We start from the raw sequence: 24,191 nt of genomic DNA, 5'->3' as shown, positions 1-24,191 counted from the left end.
ATTATGCCGCTTTGCGCTGGCGCTCGCGTTGAATGACTTCGGAGGCCAGTTGCAGATAGGCCTGACTGCCAGCGCACTTCAGATCATAAAGAATGGCCGGCTTGCCATAGGAAGGCGCTTCCGAGACGCGAACATTGCGCGGGATCAGGGTGTGGTAGACCTTGTCGCCGAGATGCGTCCGCACATCGCTAACAACCTGCTGTGCCAGGTTGTTGCGCGAATCGAACATGGTCAGGACGATGCCCTGGATATCCAGGCTCGGATTCACGGTTCGGCGAATCTGATCCACAGTCTCCAGCAGCTGGCTCAGACCCTCGAGCGCGAAGAACTCGCACTGCAGAGGGACAAGCACCGAATGGGCGGCCGCCATCGCGTTCATCGTCAGCAAGTTGAACGATGGTGGGCAATCGACAAGCACGTAGGAATATTCCATCGCGGCGGGACTAACCAAGGCCTTGCGTAAACGGAAGACACGATCCGGTTCCTGCGAAATTTCCATCTCGACGCCGAGAAGGTCCATGGTCGATGGAATGATCGAGAGATTCGGAACGGCTGTCTGCTGAGCGATCTCGCCGATCCCGTGCGATCCCATCATCAGCTCATAGGATGACAGGTTCCGATCGCGGCGTTGAATGCCGAGCCCGGTGCTGGCGTTGCCCTGCGGGTCCAGATCAACGATCAAAACGTGTTCGCCGATAGCCGCCAATGCGGTCGCCAGATTGATGGCGGTCGTGGTTTTGCCGACGCCGCCTTTCTGATTTGCGATTGTGATGATCCGGTTTTTGCCACCAAACATGTTTCCGCTCGCGATCACTGGGCCCTGCGCGCCAGATTTGCGATCTCGAGCACGACAGAATCCGGCTCGACCACGCTTGGATGTTTTACCAGATCAAACTGATAGCGGCCAACGGCTTTGTCGATTTCGCGCTGGTAATCCCGCCCTTTATGGAAGTAGGCGACCGCTTTCTGCTCCTTCGCCGTCATCCATGGCGCAGAATAGTCGAGGAGCAAGGTCAAATCCGCGAGCGCGCGCGCCGAAACCGCGTCCGCGCGGGGAATCAATGCGCCTGCTTCTTCGATTCGAACCGGGTGAACCGAACCGCGCGCACCCGTTTCGGCCAGGGCGACACGCAGAAAGGCAGCCTTCTTGTTGTTGCTTTCAACGAGATGGACCCAACCGTCGCCAAGTTCGGCGAGATAGATCGCCGTGATGACACCTGGAAAGCCGCCACCGCTGCCGAGATCGACCCAGGTCTTCGGACCAGGAGACAACTGCGCGAGCTGCAAGCTATCGACAATGTGCCGGCGCCAAAGATCCTCGATCGTGGACGGCGCAACAAGATTGATCGACTTCGCCCACTTCTGAAAGAGCTTGGCAAAATGCTCCAACCGTTCATTCGTTTCACGTGAAACACGCAGTCCGTTCAACACATCGATTGGACTCGCCTTCATTGTACGCTGGCCTTTTCTTCACGTTCTACGGTTCGGTTCTGTCGCTTCACCCACGCCAGGATCAGCGACGCTGCTGCCGGTGTCATACCGTCGACCTTCATCACGTGAGCCAGATTGCGGGGCGCCTGCTGCTTCAGCTTCTGCTTCAGCTCGTTGGAGAGGCCCGAGAGCATATCGAAGTCGAAGCCATCGGGTATGGCAAGATTTTCCTCGCGCTGAATGCCGGCGATATCCGCTGCCTGACGATCCATATAGACCGCATAGACCGCATCGATTTCAAGCGCCTCAACGACGCGCGGACCAATCGCCGACAGCTCGGGCCAGATGGGTTGCAAACCGGCAATCGACTGATCGGGATAGGACAGGATCTCGAAAGCAGTGCGCCGTTGGCCATCCTGGTTGAGCTTAAGGCCATGACGGTTACCTTCAGCCGGGGTTACCGAGAGGCCTTTCAACAGGGCACGCCCTTCGTCGAAACGCGCGCGCCAATCGACAAAGCGTTCGCGCCGCGCAGCCGAGATGCAGCCGACCTTCATCGCAAGCGGTGTCAGGCGCGCATCGGCATTGTCGGCCCGCAGCGACAATCGATACTCCGCGCGGGAAGTGAACATGCGATAGGGCTCGGTGATTCCACGCGACGTCAGGTCGTCGATCATGACACCAATATAGGACTGCGTTCGGCTGAACACGATTTCGGGACGGTTGGTCGCGGCCAAGGCGGCGTTCAAGCCGGCAACAAGACCTTGCGCCCCGGCTTCCTCATAGCCGGTCGTACCGTTGATTTGACCGGCGAGGAAAAGCCCTGGCATCTTGCGGACAGCAAGGGTCGCGTTCAGTTCACGCGGATCGACGTGATCGTACTCGATGGCGTAACCAGGCTGCAGTATCGCGACATTCTCCAATCCTGGGATCGTCTTGATAAAGGCTTCCTGGATGTCAGCCGGCAGCGACGTCGAAATGCCGTTCGGGTAGATCGTATCGTCGTCGAGACCCTCCGGTTCCAGGAAGATCTGGTGACCATCACGCTCGCCGAATCGTACGATCTTGTCCTCGATGGACGGACAATAGCGCGGTCCGACACCCTCGATCTGTCCCGAGTACATCGCCGACTTGCCGATATTGTCGGTAATAATCTTGTGCGTCTCTTCCGTCGTCCGCGTCACACCGCAATCGATCTGGCGATTCACGATCCCGTCGGTCATGAACGAGAAGGGCACAGGATCTTCGTCTGGACCTTGCCGGCCAACACGCGCCCAGTCAATGGTGCGTCCATCCAGGCGGGCGGGCGTTCCGGTCTTCAGGCGGCCGAGCCGCAACCCAAAACGCAGCAAGGTTCCCGAGAGCCCGACGGACGGTTCCTCACCGACGCGACCAGCCGGTATCTTCTGATCGCCAATATGGATGAGGCCCTTCAAGAACGTGCCCGTCGTCAGAACAACGGAGTTCGCTTGAAAGCTGCGGCCGTCCTTCATGACGACACCGTGGATGCGGCCTTGCTCTTCCAGAAGGTCGAAGGCATCGCCCTCGATAACGGTCAGATTCTCGATGGCAGCGATCTCCCGCTGCATGGCTTCGCGATAGAGGCGGCGATCGGCTTGCGTACGCGGTCCGCGCACTGCCGGACCCTTACGGCGGTTGAGCAAACGAAACTGAATACCGCCGGCATCAGCGACGCGCCCCATCAGGCCGTCCATCGCGTCGATCTCGCGGACCAGATGTCCTTTTCCCAAGCCGCCGATCGCCGGGTTGCAGGACATAACGCCGATCGTGGATGCCTTGTGCGTGATCAACGCTGTGTTGGCGCCCAGACGCGCAGCCGCAGCCGCGGCTTCGCAGCCGGCATGGCCACCGCCAATGACGATTACGTCAAATTGCATCATTGCCTCTTCTCCGGGGTTAACCCGGCACGAATCGTTTCACGTGAAACACAACGAAGGACTCGCACACGTTGTATTGCACTGGCCTACTGGTTATTTCCCGATACAGAATTCAGAAAATATCACATCGAGAAGGTTCTCAACATCCACGCGGCCGGTTATCCGTCCAATTGCGTCGCCAGCAAGGCGCAACAGTTCCGCGCGTATATCCAGCCCCAAGTCCTGACTTGCCAAGCTGTCGTCGATCGACCGCTGCGCCTGCCGGAGACTATCGACATGGCGCCGCCGCGAAGGCAGCGACAGCGAGGTCCGCCCACTGAGATCCGGCAGGTGCGCCGCGATCGCGTCCAGCAGTCGCTCCATGCCTTCGCCGGTTCTCGTCGAGACCAACACATCCGCGGCCCCCTCGCGCCAGCCATCACTGCCGCGATCAAGTTTGGTTCCAACCCGTAGCACGGGCGTCGTGTCGGATGGGAAGTCGGACATGACATCAAAACCGTCCGGCGCATCGGCCAACAGCAAGATCAGATCTGCTCTCTCGATAATTTCTCGTGCGCGACGAATACCTTCTTGCTCTACTCTCTCGTCGGTTTCCCGCAGCCCCGCCGTATCGTAGAGCTTAACGGAGAATCCGGCTAAGGAAAGGTCCACGGAAAGAACGTCGCGGGTCGTACCAGCAATCTCGGTGACGATTGCAATGTCACGCTGGGCCAGTGCATTGAGCAAGCTCGACTTGCCGGCGTTCGGCGCGCCGGCGATGACGATCTTCAGGCCGTCGCGGATGATCTCCGCGATCGGCGCATCGGCAATATGTGCTGCTATCTCTTGCGACAGTATGGACATATCCTGCCAGATGCGCTGGCTGACCGAGCCCGGCACATCGTCTTCATCGGCAAAATCGAGCTCGGCCTCGATCATCGCCCGCGCATGGGTCAAGCGCTTCGCCCAGCCGGCATAGATCTTTGATTGTCCACCGCCGGAGTGTTCGATCGCGAGCCGGCGCTGCATCTCGGTTTCCGCAGCAATCAGGTCGGCGAGACCCTCCACCTCGACCAGGTCGAGCTTGCCGTTCTGGAAGGCGCGACGCGAAAACTCACCGGCTTCCGCATGGCGCAAACCCTCGAGCTTCGAGAGTTCCTCAAGCAAGGCGTTTACTGCCGCCCGACCACCATGGATCTGAAGCTCGGCGCAGTCTTCTCCTGTAAAGGAGGCAGGTCCGCGAAAATAGAGAACAAGGCCGCTGTCGATGACATCACCGTTACGGGACCGAATCGATCTCAATGTCGCCGACCGAGGTGTTGGCGCACCACCACACAACGCCTGCAACACCGCTTCGGTGCGGCCGCCGCTGATACGCACGACTGCGACGCCGGCGGGCAGAGATCCGCTGGAAAGCGCATAAATCGTGTGCGTCGCTGTCATGGGCTCACCTGAAAAGACCGCGGACACGCAGGGCGCGTCGATGGTCGATGCAATGGGGATCGTCGAAGTTCCGGACCGGATCGTTCCGCTTCGCGGAGCGCGCTCACGCGGGGCAAACGCTATCTCAATGGGTCGGCGTGCTTATGCCGAAAGAATGCCGAAATTTCAAGGCCTCGCCGCATCCTCGTATTTCACGGTGGGCACGTGTTTCACGTGAATCAGCAGAAACGGTGTCTGTCTGATTGCGGGCCTAGTCGGAGATTGTTGCGAAACCGAATCGAATGACCGGAGAATCCGGCTAAGGTTTTGAAACAAGAAAACCGGCCGACGCGTGGTCGACCGGTCCCGAAGTCGGATGATGAACGCGTCTTATGTGTTCATCGAGTCGAAGAAATCGCCGTTGTTCTTCGTCTGCTTGAGCTTGTCGATGAGGAACTCGATCGCGTCGGTCGTCCCCATCGGCGCCAGAATACGGCGCAGCACAAAGATCTTCTGCAGGTCCTGGCGCGGAACGAGCAGGTCTTCCTTACGCGTACCGGACTTGAGAATGTCCATCGCCGGGAAGATACGCTTGTCGGCCACCTTGCGGTCGAGCACGATTTCCGAGTTACCGGTGCCCTTGAACTCTTCGAAGATGACTTCGTCCATGCGGCTGCCGGTGTCGATCAGCGCTGTCGCGATGATCGTCAACGAGCCGCCTTCTTCGATGTTACGGGCGGCACCGAAGAAGCGCTTCGGGCGCTGCAGAGCATTGGCGTCGACACCACCGGTCAAGACCTTGCCCGATGACGGAACAACGGTGTTGTAGGCGCGGCCGAGGCGGGTGATCGAGTCAAGCAGGATAACGACGTCACGGCCGTGTTCCACGAGGCGCTTGGCCTTTTCGATCACCATCTCGGCGACCTGTACGTGGCGGGTCGCCGGCTCGTCGAAGGTCGAGGACACGACTTCGCCCTTCACCGAGCGCTGCATGTCCGTCACTTCTTCGGGACGTTCGTCGATCAGGAGAACGATCAGGTAGCATTCCGGATGGTTCGCGGTGATCGAATGGGCGATGTTCTGCAGGAGAACAGTCTTACCGGTGCGCGGCGGAGCAACGATCAGGCCGCGCTGGCCTTTGCCGAGCGGCGCAACCAGGTCGATGACCCGGGCCGACAGATCCTTCGAGGTCGGAACGTCGAGTTCCATCTTGAAGCGCTCGTTCGGGTAAAGCGGCGTCAGGTTGTCGAAGTGAACCTTGTGACGGATCTTTTCCGGATCATCGAAGTTGATGGTGTTGACCTTGAGGAGGGCGAAGTAACGCTCGCCTTCCTTCGGTCCGCGGATCGGACCCTCGACCGTGTCGCCGGTCTTCAGCGAGAAGCGGCGGATCTGGGAGGGCGAGATGTAGATATCGTCCGGACCGGGGAGGTAGTTTGCATTCGCCGAGCGCAGAAAGCCGAAGCCGTCCTGGAGCACTTCAACGACGCCTTCACCGATAATCTCGATATCCTGGGCCGCGAGCATCTTGAGGATTGCGAACATCAGCTCCTGCTTGCGCATCGTGCTGGCGTTCTCCACCTCGAGCTCCTCGGCGAAAGCGAGCAGATCGGTCGGCGTCTTGTTCTTGAGTTCTTGTAGCTTCATTTCAGCCATGAAGGATCCATGTTTGGTATGGGTAGTGGGGAGATGGCGAGTATTCGTTAGGGAGCTGCAGCAGGAAGGGGCAGGCTCTTGTCTTTGTCACAAGCCATGAAGAGGAGATGGCAGAAAATAGCGATTCACGTGAAACCCTGCAAGGGGCTGTCGCAAATTAGAAACGCCTATGACAGGCCGCAAATCGATTAAATTCAGAATGGCTTCACGACGACCATGATGACGATGAGGATCATCAAGAGGGTAGGCGCCTCGTTCATCAACCGCCAATAGCGCGCATCGTGCCTGTTCTCGTCGCGCTGAAAGGCGCGCACAGCACGGCTGAAACGCATGTGGACACCGGTCAGCAGCACCACGAACAGAAGCTTGGCATGCAACCAGCCACCCTGGAAGCCATAAACGCTCCAGGCCAGATAAAGCCCGAGCACCCAGGAAATCATCATGGCCGGGTTCATGATGACCTTCAGGAGCCGCAACTCCATCATCTTGAAGGTTTCCGACTGGGCGGAGCCGGGCTCCGCATCCGTGTGGTAAATGAACAGCCTGGGCATGTAGAGCAACGCCGCCATCCAGGACATCACGGCGATAACATGCAGCGCCTTGATCCAGAGATAGAGATCATCCGGGCGCCAGACGAACAGACCGACGAGAAGCGCCACGAACGCACCAAGCGCGATCGCTGCCCTGAGCCGCGCCCTGTTGCCCGGCGCCCGGTCGGTCTGCTTCTCCGCCATCACCGCGCTCCACGAACCCGGGCAACCAGCGCCGAGACATGATCGGGATCGGCCTGCGGCGTTATGCCATGGCCGAGATTGAAGATCAGCGGACCGTGACCGAGTGCGTCGAGAATGCGGTCAATGCCTTCCTCAAGCGCCACGCCGCCGGCAACGACCCGCATCGGATCGAGATTGCCCTGTATCGGCCCTTCCTTCTGCAGATCCTTCGCAAAGGAAAGCGGAACGGTCCAGTCAAGACCGATCGCGTCAGCACCGGTCGCCTGCCGATATCCGTTCAACAGCTGCCCCGCGCCCTTCGCAAAGGCGATGATCCTTGCCTGCGGCCGCTGCGCCCGAACGGAGGCGATGATCCGCTGCACCGGCTTGACGGCGTAGCGGGTGAATTCCTCCTCACCGAGAACACCTGCCCAGGAATCGAAGATCTGCACGGCATCGGCGCCGGCATCGATCTGTCGCACGAGATATTCAGCCGATACATCCGCCAGAAAGGCGAGCAGATGATCGAAGGCCTCGGGATTGCGATACGCGAAGAGACGGGCAGGGGCCTGGTCCGGCGTCCCCTGGCCGGCGATCATATAGGTCGCCACCGTCCAGGGAGCGCCACAGAAGCCGAGCAGCGTCGTTTCCGAGGGAAGCTCTGCGCGCAACCGCGAAACCGTCTCAAAGACCGGCTGGAGGTGTTCAGAGATGCCCTCAGGCTTCAGGAGACGGATACCATCAGCATCGATCGGGTCCATTCGTGGCCCATGGCCTTCCTCGAAGCGCACGTTGCGTTTCAGCGCATCGGGAATGACCAGGATGTCGGAGAAGAGAATGGCGGCATCGAAAGCGTAGCGACGGATCGGCTGCAACGTGACCTCGACTGCGAGATCGGGCGTGTAGCAAAGATCGAGGAAGCTTCCGGCTACGGCGCGCGTTGCCCTGTACTCGGGCAGGTAGCGTCCCGCCTGGCGCATGAGCCAGATCGGAGGAGGTGACACCGTCTTCCCTGCCAAAACCTCCAGAACCTTTCTGCGTGTTTCGGTCACGGATCGTCTCTCCCAATTAAAAATCAAAGATATTTAGAAGGTTTCTATTTCTTAGAGTCGGTGGGTATCAAGGATTAAAACAACGCACTGACTTGTCCACGACCGGCGATCACGACGCTCAGCGAAGGGACAATGAGTTCGATCTCTGGAAAAACAGCGTGGTCAATCTCAGAAAGGCATTTTGAATCAGTTCTTTAAGTTGCGTTCGATTTTTGACGCGCCTGTGGAAAAGCAGTTGATATCCGTGACACTTTGTCCGCGCCGTGAGTCTTGTCCACATCCGTCCCGAAACAATGTCCGCCGCAGCCCCAATTGTGAATAACTCGGCTGTTTTCCACTTGCCTGGATCCAGGCCCCGTCGTTAGCTGTGTTTCATCCCGGCTTATCAACAGCACCAGGAGAATTGCGTGGAGAACAAGAAAAACTACTTCCACCTTCACCTGATTTCGGACTCAACGGGCGAGACTCTGATTGCTGCCGGGCGCGCCGCCGCGGCCCAATTTCAAAGCTCGCATGCGCTCGAGCACGTCTATCCGCTGATCCGGAACCGCAAACAGCTGCTGCAGGTTCTCGACGCGATCGACGGCGCACCGGGCATCGTTCTCTATACAATCGTCGACCGCGAACTCGCCGATATCATCGATCGCCGTTGCCGCGAGATGGGCGTCCCTTGCGTCTCCGTGCTGGATCCCATCATCGACCTCTTTCAGTCCTATCTGGGATCCCCGTCGCGGCGGAGATCCGGTGCTCAGCATGTGATGGATGCGGAATATTTCGCGCGCATCGACGCGCTGAATTTCACCATGGACCATGACGACGGTCAGCTGCCGGCCGATTTCGACGAGGCGGATGTCGTCCTCGTCGGCATCAGCCGGACGTCGAAGACGCCGACCAGCATCTATCTCGCCAACCGTGGCATCAAGACAGCGAACATCCCGATCGTCCCCGGCGTACCGTTGCCTGAAAGATTGATGGAAGCGACGAAGCCGCTCGTCGTCGGGTTGATCGCGACGGCCGACCGTATCTCGCAAGTGCGCCAGAACCGGGTGCTCGGAACGACGCAAGGCTTTCACGGCGATGAGTACACCGACAAGGCCTCGATCACCGAGGAACTGAAATATGCCCGGTCGCTCTGTGCGCGCAACAATTGGCCCGTCATCGATGTCACCCGCCGTTCGATAGAGGAAACGGCAGCGGCAATCGTTGCCCTGCGTCCACGTCTGCGTTAGAGCGGATTCGAACAATTCGGGAACTTGAATGATGACATCTTCGCTCGTCCTGGCTTCGGCCAGCCCGTTTCGCCGGGCGCTCCTGGAGAATGCCGGCCTGGTCTTTGAAGCGAAGGCAGCCGAGATCGACGAGCGGGCGCTGGAAAAGCCGCTCGAGGATAAAGGCGCTGCGCCCGAAACCGTTGCGCTCGAATTGGCGGAAGCAAAGGCACGCGATGTCGCCAGGTATTTCGCCGACGCGCTGGTGATCGGATCCGATCAGACAATGTCATTGGGGTCGCGGGTCTACCACAAGCCGAAGACCATGGCGGAAGCTGCCGCACATCTGCTTTCGCTCTCCGGCCAGACGCACCGCCTGAACAGTGCCGTCGTCCTTTTGCGTGGCGAAGATGTCATCTGGCGCCATGTGTCTTCCGCCCACATGACCGTGCGCCCGCTGACGGCAGATTTCGTCGAGCGTCATCTAGAGCGTGTCGGCGAAAAGGCGCTTTCGAGCGTCGGCGCCTACCAGCTGGAAGGCGAGGGCATCCAGCTCTTCGAAAAGATCGAGGGCGACTACTTCACCATCCTCGGTCTCCCGATGCTGCCGCTGCTTGCCAAACTCCGTGAACTGGGAACGATCGATGCGTGATTCACGTGAAACATTTGTTAACCACGCCTTCGTCACCGGCTATCCGATCAAGCATTCCCGGTCGCCGCTGATCCACGGCTATTGGCTGAAACAGCTCGGTCTGCCCGGCAGCTATCGAGCGCACGAGGTCAAGCCGGAAGAATTCGCCGCCTTCATTGCCAGCCTCAAGGACGGGACATCCGGTTTCTGCGGTGGTAATGTGACCATCCCCCACAAGGAAGTGGCCTGTCGGCTGGTGGATCAGCCGGATGAGCTCAGCCAGGAACTCGGCGCCGCCAACACGCTGTGGGTTCAGGACGGAAAGGTGCATGCCACCAATACCGACGGCCGCGGCTTTGTTGCCAACCTCGACGAGCGGGCGGCCGGCTGGGACCGGACGTCGACGGCAGTCATTCTCGGCGCCGGCGGCGCAAGCCGGGCGATCATCCAGGCTGTTCGTGATCGCGGCATCAAGACGATCCATGTCGTCAATCGCACCGTCGAACGGGCGCAGGAACTTGCCGACCGGTTCGGTCCGGCGGTGGAAGCCCATCCGATGGGCGCACTCAAGGACGTGATGACCGGCGCAGGCCTGTTCATCAATACCACCTCGCTCGGCATGGACGGCAGCGAAGCACCGGCGATCGACTTCGGCGTTATGGCTTCGAGCGCAGTCGTCACGGATATTGTCTATGTTCCGTTGAAGACGCCGATCCTGGCGCAGGCAGAGGTGCAGGGCCTTGCGATCGTCGACGGTTTGGGCATGCTTCTGCACCAGGCGGTGCCCGGCTTCGAACTCTGGTTCGGCTGTCGGCCGATGGTGGACGCCGACCTTCGACAATTGATTATCGACGACATGGACAGGCACTGATGATTATCCTTGGGCTCACCGGATCGATTGCCATGGGCAAGTCGACGACCGCCCAGATGTTTCGCGACTTCGGCGTGCCGGTGAACGATGCCGACGAGGTCGTGCATCAGCTCTATAGCGGCGAGGCGGTGGCGCCGGTGGAAGGGGCGTTTCCCGGAAGCACGAAAGATGGAAAAGTCGATCGCACCGAACTCTCGCGCCAGCTCATGCAGGCGCCGGAACGGCTGCGCGAGCTTGAGGCGATCGTCCATCCGCTGGTGCGCGGCAAGGAGCAGGAGTTCCTCGCGGAAAACCAGGCCGCCAGCGCGCCCTTCGTCGTCCTCGACATTCCTCTCCTGTTTGAAACGGGTGCGGACAAGCGGGTCGATCGCGTCGTCGTCGTGACCTGTTCGGCCGAGCTGCAGCGCCAAAGGGCGCTGAAGCGCCCAGGAATGACCGAGGAAAAACTTGCGATGATCCTTGCGCGTCAGGTGCCGGACAGCGAAAAGCGTAAACGCGCCGACTACATCATCGATACCAGCGACAGTTTCGACGTCACCCGGGGCCAGGTGAAGGCCGTCGTCGACCAACTCGCAGCCAGCAACGGAGACGCGGATGCGTGAGATCATCTTCGATACGGAAACGACAGGCCTCGACAATCGCGAGGACCGGGTGATCGAAATCGGCGGTGTCGAGCTCGAGAACCAATTTCCGACCGGCCGTACGCTGCACATCTATATCAATCCCGGCAACCGCAAGGTTCACCCGGATGCGCTCGCCATCCACGGGATCACCGACGAGTCCCTGAAGGACAAGCCGCCATTTGCCGATGTGGTCGACCAGATCCTCGAGTTTTTCGGCGACGCCCGTTGGGTCGCTCACAACGCCACCTTCGACATGGGCTTTATCAACGCCGAGTTTGCGCGTCTGGGCATGCCGCCGATCGCCATCGAGCGTGTGACCGACACGCTGGCGCTTGCCCGCCGCAAACACCCGATGGGGCCGAACTCGCTGGACGCGCTTTGCCGTCGCTACGGTATCGACAACTCGCACCGCGCCAAGCACGGCGCGCTTCTCGACTCCGAACTGCTGGCGGAAGTCTACATCGAGATGATCGGCGGCCGTCAGGCAGCACTCGGCCTTGTGTCCAGCAGATCGACCGATCAGGCAATCGAACTCGACGACGCGCCGATCCTTATCGGCCAGCGGCCGCGTCCTTTGCCGAACCGGCTCTCGGAGGCGGACCTCGCCGCCCACGCGGCGTTGATCGCGAAGATCGGCGCCAAGGCGATCTGGGCAAAATACGACCCCCAGGACTAAGGCAGATACGAAAAAGCCCGGCACATTGGCCGGGCTTTTCGTTTCAGCAATCTGAAATTCGATCAGTTTGCGGTTTCGTTCGAAACCTGGGCGCGGACCTTTTCTTCGGCCATGCGCTGAGCGAACATCTGCGCGAAATCGATCGGATCGATCATCAGCGGCGGGAAGCCGCCGTTGCGGGTTGCGTCGGCAACGATCTGACGGGCGAACGGGAACAGCAGGCGCGGGCACTCGATGAAGAGCAGCGGCAGCATGTGCTCCTGCGGGAAACCGGCAACGCGGAAGACGCCGCCATAGGCGAGCTCGACGTTGAACAGGACGCGGTCGCCGTCCTTGGCTTCTGCGTTCAGCGAGAGCACGACGTCGAAATCGTTCTCTGCGAGCGGGTTGGCATTGACGTTGACGTTGATATTGATCGACGGCGCCTTGTCACGGGCTTGCAGCGAACGCGGCGCGCCCGGGTTTTCGAAGGAAAGGTCCTTGATATACTGGGCGAGGATGTTCAGCGTCGGGCTCTGCTGCGCGCTGCCGTTGCCGTTGGATGCGGTATCAGTCGTCATAAGGGTTCCTCGACAAAAATAGGTGAGGCCATCTAGCATTTCGGCCTAGGGCTTACAACCCTGCGGGCCCGGCGCTTTCCAGCGGGCGCTGGGTTTCTGCTCCAAGCGGAAAGCTGAAAGCATGCTCCGGAATATGGGCGATAGAGTGCCGTTCGCGCATTCTGTCACCGTGGCCTCTTGGCTAGGGCTGGCGGCGATCGCCGACCTGTGGCGGATCCTCGTCGTCCGTTCGCGAGAATTCGCCCTCGTCGAGATCGATGACGCGCGGCGAGGGGCGCGGTTCGTGCGGCCGTGTCCAGCCGGCACCGGATGCCGCGGTCACGATCGTCATTCGCTTGCGCAGGAAACCGGCAACCGCATTTCGAACGAAAGGCAGAAACAGCAGGAGGCCGATCACGTCGCTGACGAAGCCCGGCACCACCAGCAGGATCGCCGCGACGAACAGCAATGCGCCGCCAAGCACCTCCCGGCCCGGGTCGCTACCTTTACGCGTGGCGTCCTGCATTCGCCGAATGACGGTAAATCCCTGGACTCTCAGCAGGATAACGCCGACAAATGCACTGGCAAGAACCAGCAGCAACGTCATCAGGAGGCCGATCTCCCGGCCGACGACGACAAAACCGGCGATCTCGGCCAGCGGAAGCCCTAGGATGGCAAAGGGGATAAGAAATGAACGCATCGATGCTGCCCGAAAATGAAACCTGGTGTCACATCCCCGTCTAAGGGTGCGACATCGCCATTTGAATGATCTATCCTTGCGGACTATATGGAATAGCCACGAGAAATTCTAACAGCGGTTCCGGGTGGAAATGGGCTCTTTTGACTTCATCACGTTTTTTTTCCTGATCGCCGCGGTGGTCATTTTCCTGCAACTGCGCAGCGTCTTGGGCCGCCGGACCGGGAGCGAGCGGCCGCCGTTTGATCCGTATTCGCCACGCGACATGAGCCAGGGGCCGGAAAACGGCGACAAGGGCAAGGTCGTGCAACTGCCGCGCCGCGAGAATGCGGACGAAGAAGCAAACCGCTACGAAATGATCGACGCTTTCGCCAAGACCGGAACGACGCTCAACACCCAGCTGCGGGCGCTGAGCGACGCGGATCAGGGTTTCGATCCCAAGGAATTCGTCAACGGCGCCAAGATGGCCTACGAGATGATCGTCATGGCTTTCGCGGACGGCGACCGAAAGACGCTGAAGAATCTGCTGTCCCGCGAGGTCTATGAGGGCTTCGACGCGGCGATCACCGATCGCGAGCGAAAGGGCGAAGTCGTCAAGTCCACCTTCGTCGGCATCGACAAGGCAGATATCATTCACGCCGAAGTGAAGGACAGCGAAGAGAACATCACCGTTCGCATCGTCAGCCAGCTGATTTCGGCGACCTATGACAAGCAGGGCGGTTTGATCGACGGCGACGCCGAGTCGGTTGCGGAGGTCAACGATCTCTGGACCTTCGCGCGCGACATTCGTTCGCGGGATCCGAACTGGAAGCTGATCGCCACCGAATCCGAAAACTGAGCGGACGCGGTACCGATGTCCTATCGATTTGAGCCAGCCCGTTTCGCCGAGCTTCCGGGCTGGCAGCATGATGATCCGACCGCGGTGATCGAGGCGATGCGTCGCTGTCACCAGCATGTCTCGACGGCCAAACCCTATCGCACGGGTTCTCTCGGGATTTCAGTCGACGATCTTTTGCCGGCCTTCTCCGCCTCGCGGCAGCAGGTTGGTAGCGGAGAGAACGCACGGGCGTTTTTCGAAGCGCATTTCGTCCCCTTCCGGATCGTGCCCGAAACGGGTTCCGGTTTTGTCACGGCCTTTTACGAGCCCGAGATCGATGTCCGCACCGAAGCGGACGAGACCTATCGTTATCCGCTCTACCGCCGACCGGACGATCTGGTCGATGTTCACGATGGCAACCGGCCGGAGGGCATGGATCCCTACTTCGCCTTCGGTCTCTCCGAGGGTGGCCGGATCAGCGAGTATCCGGACAGGCAAGCGATCGAGCAGGGCCATCTGGCCGGCCGCGGCCTGGAGATCGCCTATGCGAAGTCCAAGGTCGAGGTCTTCTTCGTTCATGTGCAGGGTGCCGCACGGCTCCGCTTCCCGGACGGTTCGCGTCGCCGTGTCACTTATTCGGCCAAGACCGGGCACTATTTCTCAGCCGTTGGCAAATTGCTGATCGAGCGCGGCAAGATCGATGCCGCCACCGTTTCGATGATGAGTATTCGCGACTGGCTGGAAGCGCATCCCGAAGAGGTCGATGAGGTTCTCTGGCACAACCGGTCATTCATCTTCTTCCGCGAGGCAGACGTCGAGGACGAGCGGCTGGGGCCGATTGCCGCCGCCAAGGTCTCGCTCGAACCGAACCGCTCATTGGCAGTTGATCGGCTGATCCACACCTTTGGCGTTCCTTTTTTTATCGCGAGCGAGAGCCTGACGCGGCTCGATGACGGAAAACCCTTCCAGCGTCTGATGCTGGCGCTCGATACGGGCTCGGCGATCGTTGGCCCAGCCCGCGGCGATATCTTTACCGGATCCGGTTTCGAGGCCGGTGAGCGGGCCGGAGCGGTCCGCAACGCGGCCGACTTTTACGTCTTCGTTCCCAAGGCGGCCGCGGCCCGTTACGGCCATGGCTAAGGACAAGAAACTTTCGGCCGAGGATCGCATTCTCTGGGGAAAGGTTGCCCGTTCGGCGAGACCGATGCCCGGTCGGCTCGCCGACCTGATGGAGATTCTGGCCGAGGACGAACAGGCAAAACCTCCGGAAGAGGCGAAGGGCAAGCAGCGGCCGCAACAGCCGGCAACAGCTCTCGAGCAGCCGGGCATAGCGCTGACGAAGAAGCTCGGCGAAAAAGTGCATCATCCACTGGAGCGGCCGGTCAAGCGCAAGCTGGCAAAGGGGCACCTGGTGCTTGAGGGCCGGATCGACCTGCACGGCATGATCCAGAGCGAAGCGCACGGACTTCTTCTGCAGTTTCTGCTGCGGGCGCACGAGCGGGGGCTGCGACATGTGCTCGTCATTACCGGCAAGGGCACCTCGTTCGGCAGCGACGGCGCCTTGAAGCGGGCGGTGCCACTCTGGTTCTCGCTTCCCGAATTCCGGCCGCTGATTTCGTCCTATGAGCCGGCCGCCCGTAACCATGGCGGCGACGGCGCGCTCTACGTCCGCCTGGCGCGGGTGAGAGGCAGCGCGCTATGACGCCCTTCGGCCAGGCTCTGCGCGACCTCAGGCGCCGCAAGGGCGTGTCGCAGAAGGAGATGGCAAAGGCGATCGGCGTCTCGGCCGCTTATCTCTCGGCGCTCGAGCATGGAAAGCGCGGTGCGCCGAGCTTCGACTTCCTCCAGCGCGTCACCGGTTACTTCAACGTGATCTGGGACGAGGCGGAGGATCTGTTCCGCATTGCCAACGTCTCCTCGCCAAAAACGGTGCTCGACACGTCGGGTCTGACGCCGGAGCACACGGCCTTTGCCAACCGATTGAGCGAACAAATTCGCGCTTTGTCTCCGGAGACGATCCGCAAGCTGCAAGATGTTTTGGAAAAAGCCACATTTCCTGATAATGACAGGGGATGAATGCTTGTTTCCGGCCGCCGCGCGGCGGTCCGGGATTTGGAACCCTGGACAAATTTTCTATAGTCCAAGAGGCGTCCGAGACGTGATTCGCAACGAATCACCATGTCCGAAGAACCTGGAAAGACCCGTAGCTGAATGACCGACAATCCTGAGACCGAAACCGGCGCCAGCGCCGAATATGGTGCCGATTCCATCAAGGTGCTGAAGGGCCTGGATGCCGTACGCAAGCGGCCGGGCATGTATATCGGCGACACCGACGACGGCTCCGGTCTGCACCACATGGTGTACGAGGTGGTGGACAACGCGATCGACGAAGCGCTTGCGGGCCATGCCGACATCGTGACGGTGTCGCTCAATCCGGACGGCTCGGTGACGGTAACCGACAACGGTCGCGGCATCCCGACTGACATCCATAAGGAAGAGGGCGTCTCGGCGGCCGAGGTCATCATGACCCAGCTGCACGCCGGCGGTAAGTTCGACCAGAACTCCTACAAGGTTTCGGGCGGCCTGCACGGCGTCGGCGTGTCGGTGGTCAATGCGCTTTCGGTTTCGCTCAAGCTGAAGATCCGGCGCGCAGGCAAGATTCACGAGATGAGCTTCACCCACGGTGTCGCTGACGGCTCTCTCGCCGTTACCGGCGACGCCGGCGATGAGACCGGGACCGAGGTGACGTTCCTGCCGAGCAGCGAGACCTTCACCAAGACCGAGTTCGACTACAACACGCTCGAGCACCGCTTGCGCGAACTCGCGTTCCTGAATTCAGGCGTTCATATCATCCTCACCGACAAGCGCCATTCGGACATCCGCCAGGACGAGATGATGTACGAGGGCGGTCTTGAGGCCTACGTCGCCTATCTCGACCGCGCGAAGAAGCCGCTGGTGCACAAGCCGGTATCGATCCGCGGCGAGAAGGACGGCATCACCGTCGAAGTGGCGATGTGGTGGAACGACAGCTATCACGAAAACGTGCTCTGCTTCACCAACAACATCCCGCAGCGCGACGGCGGCACGCATATGGCGGGCTTCCGTGGCGCGTTGACCCGGCAGGTCACGTCCTATGCCGATACGTCCGGCATTACAAAGAGAGAAAAGGTCACGCTCCAGGGCGAGGACTGCCGCGAAGGCCTGACGGCCGTACTCTCGGTCAAGGTTCCCGATCCGAAATTCTCGTCGCAGACCAAGGACAAGCTGGTGTCGTCGGAAGTGCGACCGGTGGTCGAAAGCCTCGTCAACGAGGCGCTCAGCACCTGGTTCGAAGAACATCCGACCGAAGCCAAGATCCTCGTCGGCAAGGTGGTCGAAGCCGCTGCCGCCCGCGAAGCTGCCCGCAAGGCGCGCGAACTGACGCGCCGCAAGGGCGCGCTCGACATCTCGTCGCTGCCGGGCAAGCTGGCGGACTGCTCCGAGCGTGACCCGGCAAAGTCCGAAGTCTTCCTGGTGGAAGGGGACTCGGCGGGTGGTTCGGCCAAGCAGGGCCGGTCGCGCGAAAACCAGGCGATCCTGCCGCTGCGCGGCAAGATCCTCAACGTCGAGCGTGCGCGCTTCGACAAGATGCTGTCGAGCCAGGAAATCGGTACGCTGATCACCGCGCTCGGCACGTCGATCGGCAAGGACGAGTTCAACGCCGACAAGCTGCGTTATCACAAGATCATCATCATGACGGACGCCGACGTCGACGGCGCCCACATCCGCACCCTGCTGCTCACCTTCTTCTTCCGACAGATGCCGGAACTGATCGAGCGCGGCCACATCTACATCGCCCAGCCGCCGCTCTATAAGGTGACGCGCGGCAAGTCGGCGCAGTATCTGAAGAACGAGCAGGCGCTCGAAGACTACCTGATTTCGATGGGTCTCGAGGAAGCGACGCTGCAGCTTGAATCGGGCGAAGTCCGTGCCGGGCAGGACCTGCGCGAGGTGATCACCGATGCCCTGCGCTTGCGTAACCTCATGAACGGGCTTCACTCGCGCTATAATCGGGCGATCGTCGAGCAGGCGGCCATCGCCGGCGCGCTGAACGTCGAGCTCAACGGCCAGCGCGACGAGTACGAAAAGACCGCCGCCGAGATCGCGCGGCGTCTCGACGTGATCGCCGAGGAAACCGAGCGCGGCTGGACCGGCACAGTTACCAGCGAAGGCGGGTTGCGGTTCGAACGCATGGTTCGCGGCGTCAAGGAATTCGCCGTACTCGACATGGCGCTGATCGGTTCGTCCGATGCCCGCTATATCGACCAACTGGCATCAAAGTTGAAAGAGATCTACTCGGCACCGCCGGTATTGCGTCGCCGTGACGGCGCGCAGGAGGTCAGCGGCCCGCGTGCGCTTCTCGACGCGATCTTTGCCGCTGGGCGCAAGGGCCTGTCGATGCAGCGCTACAAGGGTCTGGGTGAGATGAACGCCGAGCAGCTCTGGGAAACGACGCTCGATCCGAACGTCCGCTCGCTGCTGCAGGTCCGGGTCACCGACGCCACCGACGCGGATGGCCTGTTCTCGCGTCTGATGGGAGACGAGGTTGAGCCGCGTCGCGAGTTCATTCAGGAGAATGCGCTGAGCGTCGCAAACCTCGACATCTGATCGAGGCCCATGCAGAGACATAAAGAAAATCCCGGCCTCAGAGCCGGGATTTTTCGTTGGCGCTTCATTCGCCCTTGAACTGGCCCTCGAAGGCGAATTCGCCGACCGGCTGGCGTTGGCTCGGGATTTCGCGTGCGCGCAGATCGTCCGGCAACGTCGAGGAATCGGCAAGCCGGCCGATCGCAACGGCGGCTTCGACCCGGTAGTGTTCGGGAACATTCAGGGCGTGCATCGCCTTGTCGCGATCGATACCGGCCATGCCATGGGTGTGCCAGCCCGCGAGCGAGGCCTGCAAAGCGAGGCTGTACCAGGCCGCCCCAGTGTCGAAGGCGTGGGTATAGGCGTGCCGCATCTCGCCGTTCTGCGCTGCATTATGCGTTCTTGAAATCACGATCAGAAGTGCTGCCGCGTTCTTCGCCCAGCGCTGGTTTCCCTCGTCGAGCGTGTCGAGCAGCACCGGGAAGCGATCTGTGCCGCGGCGCGCATAGATGAAGCGCCAGGGTTGACGGTTGCTGGCAGACGGCGCCCAACGCGCCGCTTCGAAGAAGGAAAGCAGGGTTTTTTCGTCGATTTCCTCATTGGTGAAGGCGCGGGGCGACCAGCGCTCGATGAACATGGCATCGATCGGATGGTCAGCTTTTCTGTTGTCGGTCGCCGTCATGGACAAGCCTCTTCTCGGTGTCGCGTGAACCTGGGAATGCCGCTGGACCGACTGGCGGCCCATGGTTTGATTCGTTTCGAACGCTACATGAGGACGGATGGCGAAGAAACGGGTTGGATACATGGAAACGTGAGCGCCCGCGCGCCTTGTGCGCCTCAGGAAATTGCAGAAACGGCGACTCGAGGTCATTGCCGTTTCCAAAAAAAAAGTTGTATAAGTTCTGTAGGATTTGAGAGAGGACGGATCATGTCGTTTAAAGACCCATCATTGTTTCGCCAGGCAGCCCTCGTTGGCGGCGAGTGGATCGAGGCGGACGCGGCAAACGCGATCGAGGTGAACAATCCGGCGACGGGCGAGATCATCGGCCGGGTGCCGAAGCTCGGCGCCAAGGAAACCAGGGCTGCGATCGAGGCCGCGCGTGTGGCCCAGAAGACCTGGGCAGCGCGCACGGCCAAGGACCGCGCCGGCGTGCTGCGCAAGTGGTTCGAGCTGATGATCGAGAACAAGGACGATCTCGGCCGCATCCTGACGCTGGAGCAGGGCAAGCCGCTCACTGAGGCGACCGGCGAGATTGTCTACGGTGCAAGCTTCGTCGAGTGGTTTGCCGAAGAGGCGCGCCGCATCTATGGCGACCTGATCCCCGGCCATCAGCCCGACAAGCGCATCCTGGTCATGAAGCAGCCGATCGGCGTCGTTGCGGCGATCACGCCCTGGAACTTCCCCAATGCGATGATCACCCGCAAGGCCGGCCCGGCCTTTGCCGCCGGCTGCGCCATGGTGTTGAAGCCGGCTGCCCAGACGCCGTTCTCGGCGATCGCGATTGCGATTCTTGCCGAGCGTGCAGGCCTGCCGAAGGGCCTGTTCAGCGTCATCACCGGTTCTGCCCGTGAGATCGGCGCCGAGATGACCTCGAACCCGGTCGTGCGCAAGCTGACCTTCACCGGCTCGACGGAGGTGGGGGCCGAGCTCTATCGCCAGAGTGCTGCCACCATCAAGAAGCTCGGGCTGGAACTCGGCGGCAATGCGCCGTTCATCGTCTTCGACGATGCCGATCTCGATGCCGCCGTCGAAGGCGCGCTGATCGCCAAGTTCCGCAACAACGGCCAGACCTGCGTGTGCGCCAACCGCATTTATGTGCAGGACAAGGTCTATGATGCCTTCTCCGACAAGCTCGCCAAGGCGGTCGCCAAGCTGAAGATCGGCAACGGTCTCGACGAAGGCGTGATCCTTGGCCCGCTGATCGACAAGGCGGCGCTGGAAAAGGTCGAGGAGCATATCGCCGATGCGGCGTCCAAGGGTGCGCGGGTGATCCAGGGCGGCAAGCGTCACACGCTCGGCGGCACCTTCTATGAGGCGACGGTTCTGGCCGACGTCACCCAGGCGATGGCGGTTGCCCGTGAGGAAACCTTCGGGCCGGTGGCCCCGCTCTTCCGCTTCACCGACGAGGCGGATGTGGTCGAGCAGGCCAACGACACCGAGTTCGGTCTTGCGTCCTACTTCTACGCCAAGGACCTGGCGCGGGTGTTCCGGGTCGCCGAAGCGCTGGAATACGGCATGGTCGGCGTCAACACCGGGCTGATCTCGACGGCGGAAGCGCCGTTCGGCGGCGTCAAGCTTTCCGGACTTGGCCGCGAGGGCTCGCGCTACGGCATCGAGGAGTTCACCGAGATCAAATACGTCTGCCTCGGCGGCGTTGCGTAAGATACGGTACCCAATCTGAAAAACCGGCCGGAAAGTTCTGGCCGGTTTTTTTCTTTGCCGGTAGAAATCTCGTGATTGCGGGATTGAGGCATCGCTCGTCCCGTCGCATAGCAGGAGGAGACGACCCATGCCGGCACCGAAGAACCCTTTCAAAGCAGCCCTGCGCGAAAACCGCTTCCAGCTTGGGCTCTGGGTGGCGCTAGCCAGCCCCTATGCGGCCGAAGTGGTGTCCGGCAGCGGCTATGACTGGCTGCTCATCGACGGCGAACATGCGCCGAACGATATCCCGCTGCTGTCCGCACAGTTTCGTGCCGTCTCCGCATCGGCGAGCCACCCGATGGTTCGCCTGCCGGTGGGCGATACCGTGCTGATCAAACAGATCCTCGATACCGGCGTGCAGACCCTCCTGATCCCGATGGTCGAGAGCCTGGCGCAAGCGCAGCAGTTGGTGCGCGCCACCCGCTATCCGCCCCATGGTATTCGCGGCGTCGGCGCCGCCCTCGGGCGGGCCTCGGAGTTCGGCCGCATCGGCGACTATCTTCAGACCGCCGGCGACGAAATCTGCCTGATCCTGCAGATCGAGAGCCGCGCAGGTCTTGCCGCCATCGACGAGATTGCCGCGCTCGATGGCGTCGACGGCCTGTTCATTGGCCCCTCCGATCTGGCGGCCGACATGGGTTACCTTGGCAAGCCGGGTCATCCGGAGGTGCGCGCGGCGATCGCCGACGCGTTTGAGCGCATCAAGAAGGCCGGCAAGGCGCGGGGCATCATGACGCTCGATCTCGAACAGGCGCGAGACTATCGCAAGATGGGCGCCGATTTCATGGCGATCGGCACGGATGTCACCTCGCTCGTGCGCGCGACGACGGCATTACGCCAGGAGTTTCTCGGCGAGGCGACGTCGGTTCCGAAAAAGCAGGAATCCGGCTACTGATCGCAGATTGCCTGGAGCTCGGGCATGGCTACGCCGGGGCTCCAACGCCGCAAATCGACGATCCGCCGTTCGATCTTTTCGCGATGATGATTGGCGATATCGCCTAGGCGGTGGTTGAGGAACGGGTTTCTGAAGCGTTCCAGCGTCGCGGTCACGTAGTCTGCCGCTTCGCTCTCCAGGCCTTTTGCGGCAAAGGCGGGGATCACTTCGGATTGGTAGATTTTGTCCAAGTGCGCGGCGATGCCGGGGTCGGCCAGGATTTTCCGAACGGTCTCGTTCTGGCCGCGACCTTGCCTAAGCCAGAGCTCGGCGAGCACCGTGTGGCCGAGATTGAGAATGTGAAGCTTCAGCTTCTCGTAAGGCGTCAGGTCATCCACGAGCTTCACGCACGGATGGATGCAAGGGAGCCGCAGGCCGGACTGGTTTTCGATCGCCCAGAGCGCATAAGGTTCGGCAATTGCACCAGCAGGCTCGAGCGGCTCGGAGACGATGCGGTCGACCAGCGTGTTGGCCCAGACGACATCCTTGTCCAGCCAGTCGATAAAGGCGCTGTTTCCCATCCGCTCCGCCGCGAGCCGCAGCATCAGCGCCTTCAACACGTCGCCGTTGCGCGACACGAGCTCGCAAGGAAGAATCGTCAGCGGGCGTCGGGCCGCGTCGAAACGCGCCTTCAAGAGCAGGAGCAGCTTACCCGGAAAGGAAAGCGGAATGTCGGTTATCAGGTCGTTGTCGCCGACCTGGTAACCCGTGTCGCCGGTGTTGGAGATCAGGATTTCGGCTTCCTCGGCGATAATCGCCCGGATCTCGCTGCAGTTTTGGGCGGTCGAAAGCGCGCGCGCCACGCTTGTCACTCGCTGCGTCGCGTTGATCGTCTCGCCTTCCTGGATGCCACGGATGATGACGGGAAAGCCTTCCGGCCGGGCAAGGGCTGTAAGGCGTCCAGACCGTTCGCTCGAACCTGTCGTTTGCACGATCGTGATCGGACCGGGCGCTTCCCCCTTTTTCAGCGCTTCGCTGATGAAGAGGTCGGCATGCGCCTGAAGGAAACGGCTCGTCCCGAATTGCACGATCGGCGTCGGCATGCATAGGCTCCGATAGCTGGCTATGGAATGGATTGGAGCAGGGTTTCGCGAGCGGACTGAAGGTGTCGCCGGCAGGCCTGTTCCGCCTTGGCCGGGTCGTGCGAACGCAGTGCTTCGATATAGGCGAGGTGTTCTTCGAGCGCGCGGGCGTTGCGCTGGCGGGCATTCGTCTTGTTCCACTGGTAGTGATAGTGGAAGACGATCGCGATGATGTCGTAGAAATCGACGATGAACCGGTTGCTCGATGCCTTGTGTACCAGCAGGTGAAACTGCTCGTCGAGCTCGGAGAACTCCCGGTAGCGATTGTCGATGTCGGCGAGGATGTCCCGGTGCAGAGCCTCGATCTCCCGAAGCTCATCCCACGCCGGATGGTTGTCGGGCAAAGAGACAAAGCGCGCGGCCGAGCGCAGTTCGAACATCTCGCGCACTTCCGTCAGTTCCAGCGCGAATTCGCGGGTGAAACCCTTGAGGATCCAATGGCTGTTCGGCCGCTTCTCGATCAGGCCGAAGCGGCTGAAGCGGATCAGGAATTCACGCACGCTGGTCGTGCCGGTTCCAATGTCGCGCGCCAGTTCCAGTTCGTTGATCTGCATGCCCGGCTCGGCGCCGCCGGCGAGAATCCGGCGCATGAAGCTGCGCTCGATGATCTCGGCGAGTGAATCCGTCTCTTCCGTCGGAAAATAATCGTCGGGCCGGGGTTGTCGCAGCACGCTCTTTTTGCGCTTGTCCCAGGCAATCAGCTGCAGTTCCTCGAAGCGGCTGAGGATCGCGCGCACCGTCGTCCGGCTGACGCCGAGCATCTGTCCGAGTTCTGGCTCGGAGGGCAGCGAGGATGTGTCCGCCAGCAACTTCAGGCAGCGGTTATAGGCATCCTTGAAGACGGTGTTCTGCTTTGCCATGGGCGACGTCCGGATCGTTCGAAGTTTTCTGCGCTTACGCGGAAGGCTCCTCTA

Annotated in this window: 24 protein-coding genes; 12 read left to right on the top strand and 12 right to left on the bottom strand. The window is 60.9% G+C overall.

Features of this window, described 5'->3' with window-relative positions; all coding sequences use genetic code 11:
• Position 1 precedes the first annotated feature (1 nt).
• From BLU15_RS09845 to hemE, 7 genes are all read right to left on the bottom strand, one after another.
• The gene (locus BLU15_RS09845) at positions 2–796 is read right to left on the bottom strand and encodes a ParA family protein (RefSeq protein WP_060521519.1); all 795 of its coding nucleotides are present in this window, start codon (positions 794–796) and stop codon (positions 2–4) included.
• A 14-nt stretch (positions 797–810) separates the two neighbouring features.
• Positions 811–1,452 (bottom strand): 16S rRNA (guanine(527)-N(7))-methyltransferase RsmG, encoded by a 642-nt coding sequence (gene rsmG / locus BLU15_RS09840; protein ID WP_034800144.1) that lies wholly within the window; start codon positions 1,450–1,452, stop codon positions 811–813.
• Complete coding sequence (gene mnmG / locus BLU15_RS09835; protein ID WP_090295175.1) at positions 1,449–3,332, bottom strand: tRNA uridine-5-carboxymethylaminomethyl(34) synthesis enzyme MnmG; 1,884 nt, start codon at positions 3,330–3,332, stop codon at positions 1,449–1,451. Before mnmG ends, rsmG begins: the two co-directional genes overlap by 4 nt.
• A gap of 90 nt (positions 3,333–3,422) precedes the next feature.
• Positions 3,423–4,751: a tRNA uridine-5-carboxymethylaminomethyl(34) synthesis GTPase MnmE gene (gene mnmE, locus BLU15_RS09830; RefSeq protein WP_090295174.1), complete on the bottom strand. Its 1,329-nt coding sequence runs from the start codon at positions 4,749–4,751 to the stop codon at positions 3,423–3,425.
• 369 nt (positions 4,752–5,120) lie between these two features.
• A complete protein-coding gene (gene rho, locus BLU15_RS09820) occupies positions 5,121–6,386 on the bottom strand; it encodes a transcription termination factor Rho (RefSeq protein WP_089044254.1) in 1,266 nt (421 codons plus the stop codon).
• A gap of 194 nt (positions 6,387–6,580) precedes the next feature.
• Complete coding sequence (gene hemJ / locus BLU15_RS09815) at positions 6,581–7,123, bottom strand: protoporphyrinogen oxidase HemJ (RefSeq protein WP_089044253.1); 543 nt, start codon at positions 7,121–7,123, stop codon at positions 6,581–6,583.
• The gene (hemE, locus tag BLU15_RS09810; RefSeq protein WP_090295171.1) at positions 7,120–8,151 is read right to left on the bottom strand and encodes a uroporphyrinogen decarboxylase; all 1,032 of its coding nucleotides are present in this window, start codon (positions 8,149–8,151) and stop codon (positions 7,120–7,122) included. Before hemE ends, hemJ begins: the two co-directional genes overlap by 4 nt.
• Positions 8,152–8,558: 407 nt before the next feature.
• On the opposite strand from hemE, the gene BLU15_RS09805 reads away from it, so the two are divergent.
• The 5 genes from BLU15_RS09805 to dnaQ are packed head-to-tail and all read left to right on the top strand — an operon-like array spanning position 8,559 to position 12,160.
• Positions 8,559–9,380 carry a pyruvate, water dikinase regulatory protein gene (locus tag BLU15_RS09805; RefSeq protein ID WP_090295170.1) on the top strand — a complete coding sequence of 274 codons (822 nt, stop codon included), beginning with the start codon at positions 8,559–8,561 and terminating at the stop codon, positions 9,378–9,380.
• Between the two features lie 31 nt (positions 9,381–9,411).
• Positions 9,412–10,011: a Maf-like protein gene (locus BLU15_RS09800; protein WP_060521587.1), complete on the top strand. Its 600-nt coding sequence runs from the start codon at positions 9,412–9,414 to the stop codon at positions 10,009–10,011.
• Positions 10,004–10,861 carry a shikimate dehydrogenase gene (locus tag BLU15_RS09795; protein ID WP_060583740.1) on the top strand — a complete coding sequence of 286 codons (858 nt, stop codon included), beginning with the start codon at positions 10,004–10,006 and terminating at the stop codon, positions 10,859–10,861. Before BLU15_RS09800 ends, BLU15_RS09795 begins: the two co-directional genes overlap by 8 nt.
• Positions 10,861–11,463, top strand: coding sequence for a dephospho-CoA kinase (gene coaE / locus BLU15_RS09790; protein ID WP_090295168.1), 603 nt, complete (start codon positions 10,861–10,863; stop codon positions 11,461–11,463). The genes BLU15_RS09795 and coaE overlap by 1 nt, the downstream gene beginning before the upstream one ends.
• A complete protein-coding gene (gene dnaQ / locus BLU15_RS09785) occupies positions 11,456–12,160 on the top strand; it encodes a DNA polymerase III subunit epsilon (RefSeq protein ID WP_060521525.1) in 705 nt (234 codons plus the stop codon). The genes coaE and dnaQ overlap by 8 nt, the downstream gene beginning before the upstream one ends.
• A 62-nt stretch (positions 12,161–12,222) precedes the next feature.
• On the opposite strand, the gene secB is transcribed toward dnaQ, so the two are convergent.
• Both secB and BLU15_RS09775 read right to left on the bottom strand, forming a co-directional pair.
• Positions 12,223–12,720 carry a protein-export chaperone SecB gene (gene secB / locus BLU15_RS09780; protein ID WP_060521526.1) on the bottom strand — a complete coding sequence of 166 codons (498 nt, stop codon included), beginning with the start codon at positions 12,718–12,720 and terminating at the stop codon, positions 12,223–12,225.
• Positions 12,721–12,901: 181 nt separating this feature from the next.
• Positions 12,902–13,399 carry an FxsA family protein gene (locus BLU15_RS09775; RefSeq protein WP_090295167.1) on the bottom strand — a complete coding sequence of 166 codons (498 nt, stop codon included), beginning with the start codon at positions 13,397–13,399 and terminating at the stop codon, positions 12,902–12,904.
• 130 nt (positions 13,400–13,529) lie between these two features.
• Between BLU15_RS09775 and BLU15_RS09770 the strand changes: the two genes are divergently transcribed.
• The 5 genes from BLU15_RS09770 to gyrB all read left to right on the top strand — a co-directional run bounded on the left by BLU15_RS09770 (position 13,530) and on the right by gyrB (position 18,860).
• The gene (locus BLU15_RS09770) at positions 13,530–14,234 is read left to right on the top strand and encodes a Tim44/TimA family putative adaptor protein (protein ID WP_034800130.1); all 705 of its coding nucleotides are present in this window, start codon (positions 13,530–13,532) and stop codon (positions 14,232–14,234) included.
• Between the two features lie 15 nt (positions 14,235–14,249).
• Entirely contained in the window at positions 14,250–15,353 is a 1,104-nt protein-coding gene (locus BLU15_RS09765; RefSeq protein WP_090295165.1) for a murein transglycosylase A, read from the top strand.
• Positions 15,346–15,915 (top strand): Smr/MutS family protein, encoded by a 570-nt coding sequence (locus BLU15_RS09760; protein ID WP_060609291.1) that lies wholly within the window; start codon positions 15,346–15,348, stop codon positions 15,913–15,915. The genes BLU15_RS09765 and BLU15_RS09760 overlap by 8 nt, the downstream gene beginning before the upstream one ends.
• Positions 15,912–16,289, top strand: coding sequence for a helix-turn-helix domain-containing protein (locus BLU15_RS09755; protein WP_034800122.1), 378 nt, complete (start codon positions 15,912–15,914; stop codon positions 16,287–16,289). Before BLU15_RS09760 ends, BLU15_RS09755 begins: the two co-directional genes overlap by 4 nt.
• A gap of 135 nt (positions 16,290–16,424) precedes the next feature.
• Positions 16,425–18,860, top strand: a complete 2,436-nt coding sequence (gene gyrB, locus BLU15_RS09750) for a DNA topoisomerase (ATP-hydrolyzing) subunit B (protein WP_034800121.1) — start codon at positions 16,425–16,427, stop codon at positions 18,858–18,860.
• Between the two features lie 64 nt (positions 18,861–18,924).
• Here the strand turns inward: gyrB and BLU15_RS09745 are convergent, their stop codons facing one another.
• Positions 18,925–19,521 carry a nitroreductase family protein gene (locus tag BLU15_RS09745; protein ID WP_090295164.1) on the bottom strand — a complete coding sequence of 199 codons (597 nt, stop codon included), beginning with the start codon at positions 19,519–19,521 and terminating at the stop codon, positions 18,925–18,927.
• Positions 19,522–19,767: 246 nt separating this feature from the next.
• On the opposite strand from BLU15_RS09745, the gene gabD reads away from it, so the two are divergent.
• Together gabD and hpaI are read left to right on the top strand one after the other, a co-directional pair.
• Positions 19,768–21,222 (top strand): NADP-dependent succinate-semialdehyde dehydrogenase, encoded by a 1,455-nt coding sequence (gene gabD / locus BLU15_RS09740; RefSeq protein WP_090295162.1) that lies wholly within the window; start codon positions 19,768–19,770, stop codon positions 21,220–21,222.
• 127 nt (positions 21,223–21,349) lie between these two features.
• Complete coding sequence (hpaI, locus tag BLU15_RS09735) at positions 21,350–22,156, top strand: 4-hydroxy-2-oxoheptanedioate aldolase (RefSeq protein ID WP_090295161.1); 807 nt, start codon at positions 21,350–21,352, stop codon at positions 22,154–22,156.
• On the opposite strand, the gene BLU15_RS09730 is transcribed toward hpaI, so the two are convergent.
• Both BLU15_RS09730 and BLU15_RS09725 read right to left on the bottom strand, forming a co-directional pair.
• Complete coding sequence (locus BLU15_RS09730) at positions 22,150–23,238, bottom strand: mannitol dehydrogenase family protein (protein ID WP_090295159.1); 1,089 nt, start codon at positions 23,236–23,238, stop codon at positions 22,150–22,152. The genes hpaI and BLU15_RS09730 overlap by 7 nt on opposite strands.
• Positions 23,239–23,258: 20 nt before the next feature.
• Positions 23,259–24,137: a GntR family transcriptional regulator gene (locus BLU15_RS09725; RefSeq protein ID WP_034801634.1), complete on the bottom strand. Its 879-nt coding sequence runs from the start codon at positions 24,135–24,137 to the stop codon at positions 23,259–23,261.
• Positions 24,138–24,191 lie beyond the last annotated feature (54 nt).

Origin of the sequence: Ensifer sp. YR511, from assembly GCF_900103045.1 — a bacterium.
In the GTDB taxonomy this organism is placed as follows: domain Bacteria; phylum Pseudomonadota; class Alphaproteobacteria; order Rhizobiales; family Rhizobiaceae; genus Ensifer; species Ensifer adhaerens.
This window is presented reverse-complemented; position numbering and strand designations above follow the sequence as displayed.

Excerpts from the sequence above, each read along its gene's own strand:
- BLU15_RS09845 (WP_060521519.1), bottom strand. The coding sequence starts at position 796 with ATGTTTGGTGGCAAAAACCGGATCATCACAATCGCAAATCAGAAAGGC.
- rsmG (WP_034800144.1), bottom strand. The coding sequence starts at position 1,452 with ATGAAGGCGAGTCCAATCGATGTGTTGAACGGACTGCGTGTTTCACGT.
- mnmG (WP_090295175.1), bottom strand. The coding sequence starts at position 3,332 with ATGATGCAATTTGACGTAATCGTCATTGGCGGTGGCCATGCCGGCTGC.
- mnmE (WP_090295174.1), bottom strand. The coding sequence starts at position 4,751 with ATGACAGCGACGCACACGATTTATGCGCTTTCCAGCGGATCTCTGCCC.
- rho (WP_089044254.1), bottom strand. The coding sequence starts at position 6,386 with ATGGCTGAAATGAAGCTACAAGAACTCAAGAACAAGACGCCGACCGAT.
- BLU15_RS09800 (WP_060521587.1), top strand. The coding sequence starts at position 9,412 with ATGACATCTTCGCTCGTCCTGGCTTCGGCCAGCCCGTTTCGCCGGGCG.
- BLU15_RS09795 (WP_060583740.1), top strand. The coding sequence starts at position 10,004 with ATGCGTGATTCACGTGAAACATTTGTTAACCACGCCTTCGTCACCGGC.
- coaE (WP_090295168.1), top strand. The coding sequence starts at position 10,861 with ATGATTATCCTTGGGCTCACCGGATCGATTGCCATGGGCAAGTCGACG.
- dnaQ (WP_060521525.1), top strand. The coding sequence starts at position 11,456 with ATGCGTGAGATCATCTTCGATACGGAAACGACAGGCCTCGACAATCGC.
- secB (WP_060521526.1), bottom strand. The coding sequence starts at position 12,720 with ATGACGACTGATACCGCATCCAACGGCAACGGCAGCGCGCAGCAGAGC.
- BLU15_RS09775 (WP_090295167.1), bottom strand. The coding sequence starts at position 13,399 with ATGCGTTCATTTCTTATCCCCTTTGCCATCCTAGGGCTTCCGCTGGCC.
- BLU15_RS09770 (WP_034800130.1), top strand. The coding sequence starts at position 13,530 with ATGGGCTCTTTTGACTTCATCACGTTTTTTTTCCTGATCGCCGCGGTG.
- BLU15_RS09765 (WP_090295165.1), top strand. The coding sequence starts at position 14,250 with ATGTCCTATCGATTTGAGCCAGCCCGTTTCGCCGAGCTTCCGGGCTGG.
- BLU15_RS09760 (WP_060609291.1), top strand. The coding sequence starts at position 15,346 with ATGGCTAAGGACAAGAAACTTTCGGCCGAGGATCGCATTCTCTGGGGA.
- BLU15_RS09755 (WP_034800122.1), top strand. The coding sequence starts at position 15,912 with ATGACGCCCTTCGGCCAGGCTCTGCGCGACCTCAGGCGCCGCAAGGGC.
- gyrB (WP_034800121.1), top strand. The coding sequence starts at position 16,425 with ATGACCGACAATCCTGAGACCGAAACCGGCGCCAGCGCCGAATATGGT.
- BLU15_RS09745 (WP_090295164.1), bottom strand. The coding sequence starts at position 19,521 with ATGACGGCGACCGACAACAGAAAAGCTGACCATCCGATCGATGCCATG.
- gabD (WP_090295162.1), top strand. The coding sequence starts at position 19,768 with ATGTCGTTTAAAGACCCATCATTGTTTCGCCAGGCAGCCCTCGTTGGC.
- hpaI (WP_090295161.1), top strand. The coding sequence starts at position 21,350 with ATGCCGGCACCGAAGAACCCTTTCAAAGCAGCCCTGCGCGAAAACCGC.
- BLU15_RS09730 (WP_090295159.1), bottom strand. The coding sequence starts at position 23,238 with ATGCCGACGCCGATCGTGCAATTCGGGACGAGCCGTTTCCTTCAGGCG.
- BLU15_RS09725 (WP_034801634.1), bottom strand. The coding sequence starts at position 24,137 with ATGGCAAAGCAGAACACCGTCTTCAAGGATGCCTATAACCGCTGCCTG.